At 70.4% G+C, this 14,584-nt stretch carries 14 protein-coding genes; 7 read left to right on the plus strand and 7 right to left on the minus strand.

Annotated elements, in window-relative coordinates:
• Nucleotides 1–85: 85 nt before the first annotated feature.
• The 4 genes from ACWCSU_RS04740 to ACWCSU_RS04755 are packed head-to-tail and all read left to right on the plus strand — an operon-like array spanning nucleotide 86 to nucleotide 4,432.
• On the plus strand, nucleotides 86–3,040 hold the full coding sequence (locus tag ACWCSU_RS04740) for a nitrate- and nitrite sensing domain-containing protein (RefSeq protein WP_449933554.1): 2,955 nt from the start codon (nucleotides 86–88) through the stop codon (nucleotides 3,038–3,040).
• A 21-nt stretch (nucleotides 3,041–3,061) separates the two neighbouring features.
• A complete protein-coding gene (locus ACWCSU_RS04745) occupies nucleotides 3,062–3,484 on the plus strand; it encodes a roadblock/LC7 domain-containing protein (RefSeq protein WP_449933556.1) in 423 nt (140 codons plus the stop codon).
• Between the two features lie 26 nt (nucleotides 3,485–3,510).
• Nucleotides 3,511–3,873, plus strand: coding sequence for a DUF742 domain-containing protein (locus ACWCSU_RS04750; RefSeq protein ID WP_125631446.1), 363 nt, complete (start codon nucleotides 3,511–3,513; stop codon nucleotides 3,871–3,873).
• Complete coding sequence (locus tag ACWCSU_RS04755) at nucleotides 3,854–4,432, plus strand: GTP-binding protein (RefSeq protein WP_357695329.1); 579 nt, start codon at nucleotides 3,854–3,856, stop codon at nucleotides 4,430–4,432. The genes ACWCSU_RS04750 and ACWCSU_RS04755 overlap by 20 nt, the downstream gene beginning before the upstream one ends.
• Here the strand turns inward: ACWCSU_RS04755 and ACWCSU_RS04760 are convergent.
• Nucleotides 4,429–4,830, minus strand: a complete 402-nt coding sequence (locus ACWCSU_RS04760) for a hemerythrin domain-containing protein (protein ID WP_364101913.1) — start codon at nucleotides 4,828–4,830, stop codon at nucleotides 4,429–4,431. The genes ACWCSU_RS04755 and ACWCSU_RS04760 overlap by 4 nt on opposite strands.
• A gap of 75 nt (nucleotides 4,831–4,905) precedes the next feature.
• Between ACWCSU_RS04760 and ACWCSU_RS04765 the strand changes: the two genes are divergently transcribed.
• Nucleotides 4,906–5,358, plus strand: a complete 453-nt coding sequence (locus ACWCSU_RS04765; protein ID WP_357695333.1) for a MarR family winged helix-turn-helix transcriptional regulator — start codon at nucleotides 4,906–4,908, stop codon at nucleotides 5,356–5,358.
• Here ACWCSU_RS04765 and ACWCSU_RS04770 read toward each other — a convergent pair.
• The gene (locus ACWCSU_RS04770) at nucleotides 5,347–6,114 is read right to left on the minus strand and encodes a TetR/AcrR family transcriptional regulator (RefSeq protein ID WP_449933560.1); all 768 of its coding nucleotides are present in this window, start codon (nucleotides 6,112–6,114) and stop codon (nucleotides 5,347–5,349) included. The two genes, ACWCSU_RS04765 and ACWCSU_RS04770, sit on opposite strands and share 12 nt — an antisense overlap.
• An 80-nt stretch (nucleotides 6,115–6,194) precedes the next feature.
• Between ACWCSU_RS04770 and ACWCSU_RS04775 the strand changes: the two genes are divergently transcribed.
• Together ACWCSU_RS04775 and ACWCSU_RS04780 are read left to right on the plus strand one after the other, a co-directional pair.
• Entirely contained in the window at nucleotides 6,195–7,133 is a 939-nt protein-coding gene (locus ACWCSU_RS04775) for an ATP-binding cassette domain-containing protein (RefSeq protein ID WP_449933562.1), read from the plus strand.
• Complete coding sequence (locus ACWCSU_RS04780; RefSeq protein ID WP_364101923.1) at nucleotides 7,130–7,918, plus strand: ABC transporter permease; 789 nt, start codon at nucleotides 7,130–7,132, stop codon at nucleotides 7,916–7,918. The genes ACWCSU_RS04775 and ACWCSU_RS04780 overlap by 4 nt, the downstream gene beginning before the upstream one ends.
• 7 nt (nucleotides 7,919–7,925) lie before the next feature.
• On the opposite strand, the gene betA is transcribed toward ACWCSU_RS04780, so the two are convergent.
• The 5 genes from betA to ACWCSU_RS04805 all read right to left on the minus strand — a co-directional run bounded on the left by betA (nucleotide 7,926) and on the right by ACWCSU_RS04805 (nucleotide 14,371).
• A complete protein-coding gene (gene betA, locus ACWCSU_RS04785) occupies nucleotides 7,926–9,572 on the minus strand; it encodes a choline dehydrogenase (protein WP_449933564.1) in 1,647 nt (548 codons plus the stop codon).
• Nucleotides 9,548–10,483: an ABC transporter substrate-binding protein gene (locus tag ACWCSU_RS04790; RefSeq protein ID WP_357695342.1), complete on the minus strand. Its 936-nt coding sequence runs from the start codon at nucleotides 10,481–10,483 to the stop codon at nucleotides 9,548–9,550. The genes betA and ACWCSU_RS04790 overlap by 25 nt, the downstream gene beginning before the upstream one ends.
• Nucleotides 10,484–10,545: 62 nt before the next feature.
• Nucleotides 10,546–11,523 (minus strand): ABC transporter substrate-binding protein, encoded by a 978-nt coding sequence (locus tag ACWCSU_RS04795; protein WP_449933566.1) that lies wholly within the window; start codon nucleotides 11,521–11,523, stop codon nucleotides 10,546–10,548.
• Complete coding sequence (locus tag ACWCSU_RS04800) at nucleotides 11,520–13,433, minus strand: ABC transporter permease (protein ID WP_397040200.1); 1,914 nt, start codon at nucleotides 13,431–13,433, stop codon at nucleotides 11,520–11,522. The genes ACWCSU_RS04795 and ACWCSU_RS04800 overlap by 4 nt, the downstream gene beginning before the upstream one ends.
• Nucleotides 13,430–14,371 (minus strand): quaternary amine ABC transporter ATP-binding protein, encoded by a 942-nt coding sequence (locus ACWCSU_RS04805; protein ID WP_449933569.1) that lies wholly within the window; start codon nucleotides 14,369–14,371, stop codon nucleotides 13,430–13,432. Before ACWCSU_RS04805 ends, ACWCSU_RS04800 begins: the two co-directional genes overlap by 4 nt.
• Nucleotides 14,372–14,584: the final 213 nt, after the last annotated feature.

The raw sequence follows: 14,584 nt of genomic DNA on the forward strand, positions 1-14,584 counted from the left end.
CACGGGGAATTCCGACAGCGGCCATGCCGCGAGGCGGGACCGCGGGAAGCGGTCGCTGCCTCGCCTGGGCCTGCGCAACTGGCGCGTGAGATGGCGTCTGACGGCGCTCATCCTCGTGCCCACCATCGCCGGCGTCGTGCTCGGGGGAGCACGTGTGGTCGGCTCGGTCCAGAGCATCGGCGACTACGACCGCACGGCCACCGCGGCCGAGCAGGCGGGCCGGATCAGGGACCTGGTGCAGGCACTCGGCCTGGAGCGTGACACGGGGGGCTGGATCGGGGCCTATCCCAAGCTGCGCAAGTCGAAGGCAGGCGAGCTCAACGAGTACAAGGGCGCCGTCGACAAGCTGGTCACGAGCGTCCGCGAGGACCTCGACGCCATCGACGACTCCTACGGCGAACGCGTCGTCAAGGCCGCCGGCCAGGCCAAGTACGACCTCAACCGGCTGGCCAAGATCCGCGCCGAGGGCCAGGCCGACACGATCCGGTACGACTTCCTGACCGACACCCTGCTCAAGCTGCACGACGAGCTGGCCCTGCTGTCGGACGACTCCCAGATCATCGGCCACTTCCGGGCCCTGAGCGCGCTCGCGCAGGCCAAGGAGGAGATGTCCCGCCAGCGCGTGCAGCTGCTGAAGAACTCCTACAACGTCGACGGCGTCGACGCCAAGGAGGTCGAGCGGTTCATCGCCTCCAACGCCCGCGAGCAGAGCGACATCGCCACCGTGGGTGCCGAGGCCGGTGTCGAGATCGGCCTGCAGCTGTCGAAGCTGCTGACCGGCAAGAACGAGTACGTCAACGTCCAGCTCACCAAGGCCCGCGCGGTCACCCTGGCCAGCGGCCGGGCCCCGGGCGTGCGCATCGCCGACAACCTGATCTCCTCCCGGTCCAACGCCCGCGAGCAGTGGTTCGGCGACAACAAGGTCGCGATCGGCGTCCTGCACGAGATCGAGAAGGATCTCGCCGACAAGGTGAACCTGCGCAGCCAGGAGCTGCGCGAGGCCGAGATCCGCAACGCCATCATCGCCGGTGTCCTGATCCTGGCGCTGCTGCTGGTCGTCCTGCTGCTCACCGTGGCCATCGCCCGTTCGCTGGTCGGCCCGCTGCGCCGGCTGCGCACGGAGGCCCTGGAGATCGCCGGCTTCCGGCTCCCCGACGTGGTGCGCCAGCTCCGCGTCTCGGGCGAGGCCAGCACCGACGTGCGTCCGATCGAGGTCGAGGGCCAGGACGAGATCGGTGAGGTCGCGCGGGCCTTCGACCAGGTCCACCGCCAGGCCGTGCGCCTGGCGGGCGAGGAGGCCGAGCTCCGCAGCAACATCAGCTCGATGTTCGTCAACCTCTCGCGCCGTACCCAGACGCTGGTCGAGCGGCAGATCTCGCTGATCGACGGCCTGGAGAAGGGCGAGCAGGACGGCGGCCGGCTGTCCGACCTGTTCAAGCTCGACCACCTGGCCACCCGCATGCGGCGCAACTCCGAGAACCTCCTGGTCCTCGCCGGCCACGAGGCCACCCGCCGGCGCAGCCAGCCGGCCAAACTGGTCGACGTCGTGCGCGCCGCGCTGTCGGAGGTCGAGGGCTACGAGCGGGTCCAGGTCAAGGTCCACCGGGCCACGTCCGTCCAGGGCAGCGCCGCCAACGACCTCGTCCACCTGGTGGCCGAGCTGGTGGAGAACGCGATCCAGTTCTCCCCGAGCAACTCCCAGGTCCTGGTCTCCAGCAGTCTCATCGAGGGCGGCGGCGCGCTGCTGTCGGTGAGCGACTCCGGCATCAGCATGACCGAGGAGGAGCTGGCCGAGGCCAACCGCCGCCTGGCCGAGCCGCCGGTCGTGGACGTGTCGGTCTCCCGCCGCATGGGCCTGTTCGTGGTCGGCCGGCTGGCGCTGCGCCACGGCATCCGGGTGCAGCTCAGGAAGGGCGAGGGCGCCGGCCTGATCGCCATGGTGCTGCTGCCGCCCACCCTGATCGCCGACGGCACGCAGCAGCCGCTGCCGCAGCGTCCGGCGTTTGGCGGCGGGACGGTGACGCCGCCCTCGCAGAACGGCTCGTTCCGGTCGTTCGGCAGCTTCGACTCGGTCGAGGCGAACGGCTCGCGGCCGGGTCCCGGCGATCCGGCCAGGTTCGGCCCGGGGCCGTCGGGGGCCTTCGGCGGCGCCCCGTCCGGGCCACCCGGGCCTTTCGACAGCGCGCCTTCAGGGCCGTCCGGGCCTTTCGACAGCGCGTCTTCAGGGCAGCCCGGGCCTTTCGACAGCGCGTCTTCAGGGCCGTCCGGGCCTTTCGACGCGCCTTCCGGGCCGTCGTCCTTCGACAGCCAGGCGCCGAGGCAGGGGCTCGGGGCGTTCAACTCCGACCCGGGCCGCAACGGGTTCAACTCCGACCCGGGCCGTCCGGTCAACGGGTTCACCGCCGACACCGACGGTGGCTCCTACCGGCGGCAGTCGTCGCCGTTCGACTCGGGGGCCTACCCGTCGTTGTCGTCGGGCAACGGCTCGTTCCCGTCGTACCCGGCGAACGGAGGGGCGTTCCCGACGCCGCCGCCGTACGCGACGAACTACGGGACGAACGACGTACGCCGTCCCGACCCGGCTCCCTCGGTGGACGTCTCGCCGATGGAACCGGAGCAGGAGGAGTTTCTGCCGATCTTCGCGTCGGTGGAGTCCGCGTGGTTCCGCAGGCCGCCGGGGGAGTCGGCGCCCGAGGCGCCCTCGTCCGGCGAAAGCGGCGGTGAGGCGAGGCCCGCGCAAGCCGTACCCTCTGGGGAGGAAGCGTGGCAGACGGCCGCGGACGCCGGTTGGCGTGCGGCGGCCAAAGCCAGCGAGCCCAGCCTCGGCGGCGTGACCGCCGCGGGGCTCCCCAAGCGCACCCCCAAGGCCAATCTGGTCCCCGGCACGGCGAGCCAGCCCGCTCAGCAGCAGGCTCAGCAGTCGCAGCCGCCGGCGCCCCCGGTCTCAGCCGACCGGATGCGCAGCCGCATGGCCAGCTACCAAAAGGGTGTGCGACGGGGCCGCCAGGAAGTACGTGGACAGGAGGAACAGAGTGAGTAAGCGTCCCGCTGGGGAGGATGCGTGACCATGCTGAGCCATGAGGCGAACCGCTTCGACTGGCTGATCACCGACTTCGTGCGCAACACCCCGGGGGTCGCGCACGCCGTGGTCGTCTCCGCCGACGGCCTGTGCCTGGCGGCCTCCGAGGGCTTCCCGCCGGACCGGGCCGACCAGCTCGCGGCGGTCTCCGCCGGTCTGCTGAGCCTGACCGTGGGCGCGTCCAGGGTCTTCGAGGGCGGCTCGGTGTCGCAGACCGTCGTCGAGATGCAGCGCGGGCTGCTCCTGGTCATGGCGATCAGCGACGGCTCCGTGCTGACGGTGCTGGCGGGTCCGGATTGTGACATGGGGCTGGTGGCGTACCAGATGACGCTGCTGGTAGACAGAGCGGGACAGGCGCTCACGCCGGCCCTGCGCGCCGAACTCCAGGCCGCAAGGACCCGGTGATGTGATGGAACTGATGGGAGAGGGCCGTGTACGGCAGTGACGGGACCGGGGACGACGAGCCCCTGTTCCGTCCTTACGCGGTGACCGGCGGCCGTTCCGAGCCGCGGTATCACCTCGCGATGGAGACGTTGATCTCATCGATGTCGATCCCGGACGACGAGATGGCCATGCTCACCCCCGAGCAGGAGGCCATCATGCAGTTGTGCAGGACGTTCCGGTCGGTCGCCGAGATCTCGGCCCTGCTCCGCGTCCCGCTGGGCGTGGCGAGGGTGCTTGTGGCGGACATGTCAGACGAAGGTCTCGTCCGCCTGCACCAGCCACGCCTCAGCCAGGGACAACCAGACCTCAACATGCTCGAAAGGGTGCTCAGTGGACTTCGCAGGCTCTAGCCCCGGGCTCACTTCGACGAAGATCGTCGTCGCTGGTGGGTTCGGCGTCGGCAAGACGACGTTCGTGGGGGCGGTGTCCGAGATCCTCCCGCTCACCACGGAAGCGGTGATGACCGACGCGTCCGCGGGCATCGACGACCTCGGGTTGACGCCGAACAAGCAGACCACGACCGTCGCCATGGACTTCGGCCGCCTCTCGCTCGACCGCGACCTGATCCTGTACCTGTTCGGCACGCCCGGACAGCACCGGTTCTGGTTCATGTGGGACGACCTGGTCCGCGGCGCGATCGGTGCGGTGGTGCTGCTCGACACCCGCCGTCTGGCCGACAGCTTCCCCGCCATCGACTACTTCGAAGAGGCCAAGCTGCCCTTCGTGGTGGGCATCAACGGCTGGGACGGCCAGTTCATGCACACCGACGAAGAGGTGCGCGAGGCGCTGGCTCTGGGCTCGCACGTGCCGATCGTGCGCACCGACGCGCGTAACAGGGAGTCGGTCAAGTCGACGCTGATCTCGCTCGTCGAGCACGTCGTACGGCTGCGCGCGGCCCCCGTCCGCTAGTCGCCGACCGCCCACGGGACGCTCTCCAGCGAGTTGAGCACGGGCACCAGCGCCCGCTCCTCATAGTCGAAATGGGCCTCCAGCTCGGCGGCGACGCGTTCGATCGTCGCCGGGTCGCCGGCCGCGCGCAGCTCCTCGACCAGCGCCGCGATCACCTCGTGCTCGCGGCGCAGCCGGTCCAGCGGCTCCTTCAGCTCCGGGCGCGTCCCCTCCAGGAACGGGAACGCCACCCGGTCCTCGCCGGAGTGGTGGAAGCTCAGCGCGTCGCAGAAGGTCAGGCAGTGGGCCCGCAGGTCGTCGGTCACCGCCTCGCCCGCGCGCAGCTTCGCCAGCTCGCCCCTGAACCATTCGTGCACCTTGACCAGCTCGTCCCCGAAGGCCCGCACCCGCTCGTCCACGTCACTATCCTTTGCCTCAGACCACGACGTTTTTGCTTTGCAAGCAAAGCTAATTTAGACAGCAAGGTATTGGCGATGTCAACCGACGGCTTGAGCGTGGACGAAGGCATCAGGACGCTGCTGCTCCTGATGCCGCGCATGGTGGGCCGGGCCAAGCGGCTCAAGGTGCCCGAGGCGCTGCGGTCGTTGTCGCTGGCCCCCCGGCACCTGTCGTTGCTGGCCTACCTGCTGTTCGACGGCCCGACGACGGTCAACGAGCTGGCCGGGCGGCTGGAGGTGGCGCCGGCCACCGTGAGCCTGATGGTGGGCGAGCTGAGCAGGAAGGGCGTGCTGGAGCGCCGCGAGGACGACGCCGACCGGCGCCGCACGATCGTCAGCATCGCCCCGGCCCATCAGGAGGCGATCACCGAATGGCTCGGCTACGGCGCCACGGCCTGGCGGGCCGCCCTCGACCCGCTGACGCCGCAGGAGCGGCAGACGTTCGTGCGCACCCTGCTGGCCTACGAGCAGGCGCTGTCAGGCCGATGACCTGCTGTTGACCAGCACCTCGACGCCGTCGAGCACGCGCTGGAGGCCGAACTCGAAGGCGTGCTCGGGGCTGTAGGGCGCCTGGAGCTCCTCCCCGGCCGCCTGGCCCACGCGCGAGGCCGTGGGGAACAGGATGGGGTCGGAGATCCGGCTGAGGAAGGGCGCGTGCGCGGCCCACCACTGCTGGTCCGTCATGCCGGTCAGGCTCTCGGCCTGGGCGGCCTCCACCGCGCCCCTGGCCGTGCCGTGCACGAAGCCGGTGACCAGTGTGATCACCGAGTCCATCTCCAGGTCGGTCAGGCCGATGCCGTCGATGGCGCGCAGCTCGTAGTCGTACTTGGCGGTGACGTTCGGGCCGAGGACCGGGCGGCTCGATGCCACCTGGAGCAGCCACGGGTGGCGCAGGTAGAGGGCGAAGTTCTCGCGGGCGATGAGCTCCAGCCGGTCGCGCCAGCCGCCGGGCACGTCCTCGGGGCGGGCGGTCTCGCCGTAGACGGTGTCGAGCATGACGTCGAGCAGCTCCGGCTTGCCCGGCACGTACGTGTAGAGCGACATCGTGCCGACGCCCAGCTTCTCCGCCACCCGGCGCATGGACAGCGCCTGCAGCCCTTCGGCGTCGGCCACGTCGATGGCGGCGCGGACGATGCGCCCGACGCCCAGCTCCGGTTTGCCCTTGCGGCTGGCCCGCTCGCTCGTCCGCCACAGCAACGCCAGACTGCGCGCCGGATCGCCCTTGCCCGGGTACTCAACTGTCACCCTCGTACGGTACACCGTACGGTTGCCGTCTTCGATCGTATGTTGTACGGTACGCCGTACGATTCAATCGGGAGGTGGCCATGTCCGCAGTGCTCGCCCAGGGCCTGCGCAAGACGTACGGCACGAAGACCGCGCTGGACGGCATCGACCTCGACGTGCCCGCGGGCACGGTCTACGGCCTGCTGGGGCCCAACGGCGCGGGGAAGACCACGACCGTCCGCATCCTCACCACGCTCCTGCGCCCGTCGGACGGCCGGGCCCAGGTGGCCGGGTTCGACGTGACGGCCGAGCCCCGCCGGGTCCGCGCCGCCATCGGCCTGGTCGGCCAGCAGACGGCCGTGGACGAGATCCTGACCGCCCGCCAGAACCTGGAGCTGTTCGGCCGCCTCTACCACCTGAGCGCGTCCGCCGCCCGCGCCAGGGCCGCCGAGCTGCTGGACCGCTTCGGCCTGGCCGAGCACGACGGCCCGGCCAAGGAGCTGTCCGGCGGCCTGCGCCGCCGCCTCGACCTGGCCGCGAGCATGATCCTGGCGCCGCCCGTGCTCTTCCTCGACGAGCCCACCACGGGCCTCGACCCGCGCAGCCGCGCCGGGATCTGGAGCGCGGTGCGCGAGCTGGTCGCGGGCGGCACGACCGTGCTGCTGACCACCCAGTACCTGGAGGAGGCCGACCAGCTCGCCGACCGCGTCGCGGTGATCGACTCCGGCCGGGTGGTGGCGGAGGGCACTCCGGAGGCGCTGAAGTCCAAGCTCGGCGGCGATCGGCTCCACGTGGTGATCAACGACCCGGGGCGGCTCGACGAGGCGGCGGCGATCCTCTCGGCGACGGCCTCGGGCGCCGCCGAGCTCGACCGGGACACCCGGCACGTCAGCGCCCCGGTGGCCGACCGCGTGAGCGCGCTCACCCGGGTCCTGCCCGCGCTGGCGGCGGCCGGCATCGAGGCCGAGGACGTCGCGCTGCGCCGGCCGACCCTCGACGAGGTCTTCCTGAACCTGACGACCACCGGAGGCGACCGATGACCGCACTCAGATGGGCGCTGGCCGACGGCTGGACCGTCGCCCGCCGCGACCTGATCCACTGGGCCAACCAGCCCATGACGGTGGTCTTCGGGGTGCTCTTCCCCGTGGTGATCACCCTGGCGTTCGGCTACCTGTTCGGCGGCGCGGTCGAGGTGCCCGCGGGCGCGGACTACTTCGCCTTCCTCATGCCCGGCATGTACGGCATGACGATGCTCTTCGGCCTGAGCTCCACCATGATGGCCGTGTCCGCGGACGTCGCCAAGGGCGTCACCGACCGCTTCCGGTCGATGCCCATGGCGCCGTCGGCCGTGCTGATCGGCCGGGCCGTCGCCGACCTGCTCAACTCGGTCCTGATCCTGGGCGGGCTGCTGCTCTGCGGCCTGGCGGTGGGCTGGCGGCCGGCGAGTGCCGGGGGAGCGCTCGGCGCGGTCGGCCTGCTGCTGCTCCTGCGCTTCTCCCTGTTGTGGGCGGGCATGTACCTGGGCCTGCTCACCCGGGAGCCGGGCGCGGTGGTCGCGATCCAGACGCTGGAGTTCCCGATCGGGTTCCTGTCCAACGCCTTCGTCGCGCCCGGCACCATGCCCGGCTGGCTGGGCGCGATCTCGGAGTGGAACCCGCTCTCCTCCACGGTCGCCGCCGCCAGGGAGCTGTTCGGCAACCCGGGCTGGGGCGGCGACTCGTGGGTGGCCCGGCACGCCGTGCCGATGGCCGTGCTGTGGCCGGTGGCGATCACCGTCGTCTTCTTCGTCCTGTCGGTACGGCTGTACCAGCGCATGGACCGGTGAGGACGGCTCAGGCGCGGCGGTGGAAGTCCACGGGGTCGGGAGGCAGGGGGGTGTTGCCGAGGATCAGGTCGGCGGACTTCTCGGCGAGCATCATGACCGGGGCGTAGATGTTGCCGTTGGTGACGTACGGCATGGCGGAGGCGTCCACGACGCGCAGGCCGTCGAGGCCGTGCACGCGCATGGTGCCGGGGTCCAGCACGGCCAGGTCGTCCACGCCCATCTTGCAGGTGCACGACGGGTGGAGGGCCGTCTCGCCGTCCTTGGCGACCCAGGCCAGGATCTCCTCGTCGGTGCTGACGTCCGGGCCGGGGGAGAGCTCGCCGCCGTCCAGGCCGGCCCAGGCGGGCTGGGACAGGATGGCGCGGGCGTGCCTGATGGCCTCCACCCACTCGCGGCGGTCCTGCTCGGTCGAGAGGTAGTTGAAGCGGAGCGCCGGCTTGTCGCGGGGGTCGGCCGACCGGATGCGCACCGAGCCGCGGGCGTCGGAGTACATCGGGCCGATGTGCACCTGGTAGCCGTGGCCGCCGGCCGGGGCCGAGCCGTCGTAGCGCACGGCGATCGGCAGGAAGTGGAACATCAGGTTCGGGTACGCCACGTCGTCGTTCGAGCGGATGAACCCGCCCGCCTCGAAGTGGTTCGTGGCGCCGGGGCCGCGCCGCAGGAACAGCCAGTCGGCGCCGATGAACGGCCGCCGCCACATGGCCAGGGACGGCTGCTGCGAGACCGGCCGGGTGCAGGCGTGCTGGACGTAGACCTCCAGGTGGTCCTGGAGGTTCTCGCCGACGCCCGGCAGGTCGTGCACCACCTTGACGCCCACGGACTCCAGGAGCGCCTTCGGGCCGACCCCCGAGAGCTGGAGCAGCTGGGGGGTGTTGATCGCGCCCCCGCACAGCACGACCTCGCGCGCCTCGATGCGCTCGCCGCCGCACTGGACGCCCACCGCCCGCGTGCCCTCGAAAAGCACCTTCTCCACGTGGGCCCGCGTCCTGACCGTGAGGTTGGGACGGCGGCGCACCGGATGCAGGTAGGCGCGGGCCGCGCTGAGCCGCCGGCCCCGGTGGATGTTGCGGTCGAAGGCGGCGAACCCCTCCTGGCGGTAGCCGTTCACGTCGTCGGTGAGGGGGTGACCGGCCTGCTGGACGGCCTCGAAGAACGCCTCGAACAGCGGGCCGCGGGCCGGGCCGCGCTCCAGCTTCAGCGGGCCGTCGTCGCCCCGGAACGGCGAGCCGGGGTCGGCCAGGCAGTTCTCCATGCGCCTGAAGTAGGGCAGGCAGTGGGCGTAGTCCCAGTTCTCCATGCCGGGATCGGCGGCCCAGCGCTCGTAGTCGAGCGGGTTGCCGCGCTGGAAGATCATCCCGTTGATGCTGCTGGAGCCGCCCAGGACCTTGCCGCGGGCGTGGTAGATGCGCCGGTCGTTCATGTGCGGCTCGGGCTCGGACTCGTACTTCCAGTCGTAGAACCGGCTGCCGATGGGGAACATCAGGGCGGCCGGCATGTGGATGAAGACGTCCCAGAGATAGTCCGGCCGGCCCGCCTCCAGCACCAGCACGGACACCGACGGATCGGCGCTCAGCCGGTTGGCCAGGGCGCAGCCGGCCGAGCCGCCGCCCACGATGACGAAGTCGAAGCTCAACGCGGGATCCAGTCCTTCCACACGATCTTGTTCTCCTCCACCCACTGCCGGGCGGCCTGCGCGGCGGACTTCCTGCCGTTGAGCATGTCGCTCGCCACGGCGTTCTGGTTGTCGTTGGTCCAGGTGAAGTTGCGCACCAGCTCGTACGCCTTCCCGCCGCGCTCGGCGAACCGCCTGCTGACGATCTTGTCCAGCAGGTACGGCGGGTAGTCGCAGGCGACCTTGGCGGGCACGTCGTCGCAGCCGATCGCGTACGCGGGCAGGTTGACCTTGACCAGTTTGACCCTGGTGAACAGCCATTGCGGCTCGTAGAAATACATGAGCAGGGGCGTGCGATTCTTCGTCGCGGACTGCGCGGCCTTGATCAGGGCGTCCTCGCTGCCGGAGTAGACGACCTTGTAATCGAGGTTGAGGTTCTTGATGAGAGCCTCGTCGTTGGTGACGAATGCCGGGTCCCCGTCGAGCACCTGACCCAAATTTCCGGTTTTGGAGGTCCGGAATAGGGGGGCGTACTTGTTCAGGTTCCGATAGTCGGTTATGTCGGGATATTTCTTGGCCATCCACTCGGGGACGTACCAACCGATCACACCTTTGTTGCCGGTGAGGCCGGCCGACAGCGCCACCTTCTTCTGCTCGATGTACTCCTTCTTCAGATCGTTGTGTCCCCAGTTCTCGACGATCACGTCGACCTTGCCGGATTCGAAATCGCGCCAGGAATCGCTCTCGTTCATCTTGCGCGTGTTGACCTTGTAGCCCAGCTCGTGTTCGAGCAGGTAGGCCAGGACGGCGGCCTGGGCCTCGTACCCGACCCAGGCGTGGACGTCGAGGTTGACCGTCCCCTTGGGCGCGGCCCCGGTCTCGGGGGCGCCGCCGGAGCAGGACGTCAGGAGCAGGGCCGCGAGCGGCGGCCCGATCAGCTTCTTGGTTCGCATGAGAGGTCTCCGCGACCGCGACCCCTCCGGCGCGCGGCCGGAGGGGGCACGGTCAAGAGGGGTCACTTGGGGATCCAGCCCTGCCACTTGGCGGTGTTCGCCTCGACCCACTTCTTGGCGGCCTGCTCGCCGGTCAGGCCGTTGTTGGTCATGTCGTTGGCGACCGCGTTCTGGTCCTCGTTGGTCCAGCTGAAGTTCTTGACCAGCTCGTACGCCTTGCCGCCGGTGTCGGCGAACTTCTTGCTGACGATCTTGTCGAGGTCCAGCTCGGCGTAGTCGCAGGCGACCTTCTTGGCGTCGGCGTCACAGCCCTCGGTGTACGGGGGCAGGTTCACCCGGGCCAGCTCGACCTTGTCGAACAGCCAGTGGGGCGTCCAGAAGTAGAACAGCAGCGCCTTCTTCTGCGCCTGCGCCTGCTCGGCCGCCTTGAGCAGGGCCGCCTCGCTGCCGCCGGTCACCACCTTGTAGTTCAGCTTGAGGTTCTTGACCAGGGCCTCGTCGTTGGTGACGTAGCTGGGGTCGCCGTCGAGGAGCTGGCCCTTGCCGCCGGACTCCGACGTCTTGAACAGGTCGGCGTACTTGTTCAGGTTCTTGGAGTCGGTGATGTCCGGGTACTTGTCGGCCATCCACTTGGGCACGTACCAGCCGATGACGCCCTTGTTGCCGGTGGAGCCCGCCGAGAGCGCGACCTTCTTCTCGTCGATGAACTTCTTCTTCAGGTCCGGGTGACCCCAGTTCTCGATGATGACGTCGACGTCGCCCGTCTCGAAGCCCTCCCAGGCGACCTGCTCCTTGATCTCGGGCAGCTCCACGTCGTACTTGAGCTCGTTCTTCAGCAGGTAGGCGACGACGTTCGCGCTGGCCTCGTACCCGACCCACGGGTTGATCGCGATCTTGACGGTGCCCGTCGTCGCCGCGCCGGAGGCGGCGCCGGTCGACGGGGCGGCGGAGCTGGGGGAGGTCTCCACCTTGGCGCCACCGCCGCAACCCACGGCGGTGAGGCCGACAACGAGCAGGCCTGCGAGCAGGCGAATCTTCATGTGCGCTTCCTCTTTCGGGGGGAAGGGCGCCTGTCGGCGCCCTGCGTGATGCGGTCGAGCATGACTCCGAGCAGGACGGTCGCGATGCCCGCCACGAAGCCCATGCCGAAATCCGTGCGCTGGGAGAAGCCGACGACCACGTCGTAGCCGAGCGCGCCCGCCCCGACCAGGCCGCCGACGACGACCATGGCCAGCGTCATCACGATGCCCTGGTTGGCCGCGAGCAGGATCGCCCGCCGCGCCATCGGGAGCTGCACCTTCCACAGGAGCTGGCCCGGGGTCGAGCCCGCCGACGCGGCCGCCTCGACGACCGTGGCGGGCACCCCTCTGATGCCGTCCTCGACCAGGCGCACCACGGGCGGCACCGCGTAGATCACCGAGGCGAAGATCGCGGTGAACCGGGTCGTCTCGAACAGGGCCAGCGCCGGCAGCAGGTAGACGAACGCGGGCATGGTCTGGGCGGCGTCCAGCAGCGGGCGCTGGATCGCCGAGTAACGCGGCGAGCGGGCCGCGGCCACGCCCAGCAGCAGGCCGACGACCAGGGTGACGAACACCGCCACCGCGACCGTGGTCATCGTCTGCATGGCGTGCTCCCACACGCCGAGCAGCGCGATCGCCAGCAGGCAGCCGAGCGCGGTCAGCGCCGGGCGCAACCCGCTCACCCGCCAGGCCAGCGCCAGCACCGCGAGGGCGATCAGCCACCACGGTGCCGAGATGAGCAGGCCCTCCAGCGGGTTGAGCAGGACGGCCGAGGTCAGATCCTTGACGAACGTCGTGACCGGGTACCAGGTCGTCTCGGCCCAGCGCACGGCGTCGTTCACCGCGCCGGCGAAGGTGACGGTCAGGCCGTCCGGCCAGCCCGCCGGCAGCGCGAACCCGGCCACCACCCCCACGCCGGCCAGCGCCGCCGCGACCACCAGGTCGAGCCGGCCGGCCCTCGCGTGCGCCTGGCGGCGGGCCACCGACATGAGCATGCGGTCGAGCACCACGGCCATCACCACGATCGCCAGGCCGGCCGGGAGCATGATGCCGACCTGGGCCCGCGACAGGCCGCGGATGATGTCGCCGCCCAGGCCGGGGGCCGAGATCAGGTTCGCGATCACCACCATGGACAGCGCCATCATGATGGTCTGGTTCACCGCCAGCGCCATCGTCGAGCGGGCCAGCGGAAGTTGCACCTTGAACAGGGTCTGCCGGCGGGTGGCGCCCAGCGACGCCGACGCCTCGACCGCCGTGGCGGAGACCCCCTCGACGGCCAGCGCCGTGATGCGGATCGCGGGCGGGATCGAGTAGATCATCGTCGCGATCGCCCCGGCCGGCGCGCCGATGTGGAAGAACAGCACGAGCGGCGCCAGGTAGGCGAACGTCGGCATGATCTGCATGACGTCGAGCACCGGCGTCAGCACCCGGCGCACCCGCGCCGACAACCCCGCCCACACGCCGAGCGGCACGCCGACCGCCAGTGACAGCAGCACCGAGGCCGCCACCAGCGCCAGCGTGTCCACGCTCGACTGCCACAGGCCGAGCACCCCGAACGCGCCCACGCCCGCCGCCGCGAGCAGCGCGACGCGCCGGCCACCGGCGAGCCAGCCGAGCGCGCCCAGGACGCCGATCAGCCCCGGCCAGTTCAGGGCCGTGAGGACGGTCTGGAAGAAGGTGTAGACGCCGTCGACGAACAGCCGGATGTAGTTGAGGAAGTACAGGAAGAGCGGGCTCTCGTTCCGGTGGTCGTCGATCCACTCGCGCAGGTCGGTGACCGCCAGGAACTGCGGCGCCTCCTTGTCGTGCGGCAGCGTGCCGGTGTCCCGGAAGAGCAGGTACGCCACGGCGAACAGCACCGCGACCCCGGCCGGACCGGCCCACCTCGGGATCCTGAGCCTGCCGGGGGCGCTGACCGCGGTGGTGCTCACGCGCCTGCCCTAACCGCCGCGTCCTCGCCGGCCAGGAAGGACAGCAGGTCTACGCGGTCCACGACGCCGGCCAGCTCGTCGCCGTCCATCACCCGGATCGGGCGGGAGGAGGCCGAGGCCGCGGCGATGGCGTCCTTGATCAGGGTGGTGACGGGGAGCTGCGGGCCGTCCAGCGGCTCGCCGGGCTCGGGATCGCGGCGGATCCAGCGCAGCGTCAGCACGTGGCTGCGCGGCACGTCCCGGACGAAGTCGGCCACGTAGTCGTCGGCCGGCGCGCCCACCAGCTCCTCGGCCGTGCCGAGCTGCACGATCGAGCCGTCGCGCATGATGGCGATCCGCTCGCCCAGCTTGAGCGCCTCGGACAGGTCGTGGGTGATGAACACCATCGTCTTGCCGACCTCGCGGTGCAGCCGGATCACCTCGGCCTGCATGTCGCGCCGGATCAGCGGGTCGAGCGCGCTGAACGGCTCGTCGAACAGCATCACCTGGGGATCGACGGCCAGCGCGCGGGCCAGGCCGACACGCTGCTGCATGCCGCCGGAGAGCTGGTCGGGATAGGCGTCGGCGTGGCCGTCGAGGCCCACGAGGGAGAGGATCTCGGCGGCCCGCGCGTGCCTGGCCGCCTTGGCGGTGCCCTGGATCTCCAGACCATAGGCAACGTTGTCAACGACCTTACGGTGCGGCAACAGCCCGAAATGCTGGAAGACCATGCTCACCTGGTGGCGGCGCAGCTCGCGCAGCCGGGCGGGGGAGGCGCGGCCGACGTCCTCGCCGCCGATCCTGATCTCGCCGGCGCTGGGCTCGACCAGCCGGGTCAGGCAGCGTACGAGGGTGGACTTGCCGCTTCCCGACAGGCCCATGACGACGAAGACCTCGCCGGGGCGCACCTCGAAGCTCACGTCGCGGACGGCGGCGGTGCAGCCGGTCCTCTCTCGCATCGCGGCGGGGTCGAGGTGTCTGTCCTCGCTGTCCAGCACCTTTTGCGCCCTGGATCCGAAGATCTTCCAAAGCCCGTCGACGCTGATAGCCGCGCTGTCGGGAGAATCCCGCACCCTCGCCTCCTCGATTGCCGGGGGCTCAACATATGCGGTGAATAACGCAAATCTCAACGCTGTGACCCGTGAGAGACCTGGCCGCTCCTCCCGTGTTAT

It is taken from the genome of Nonomuraea sp. NPDC001699 (assembly GCF_053596455.1).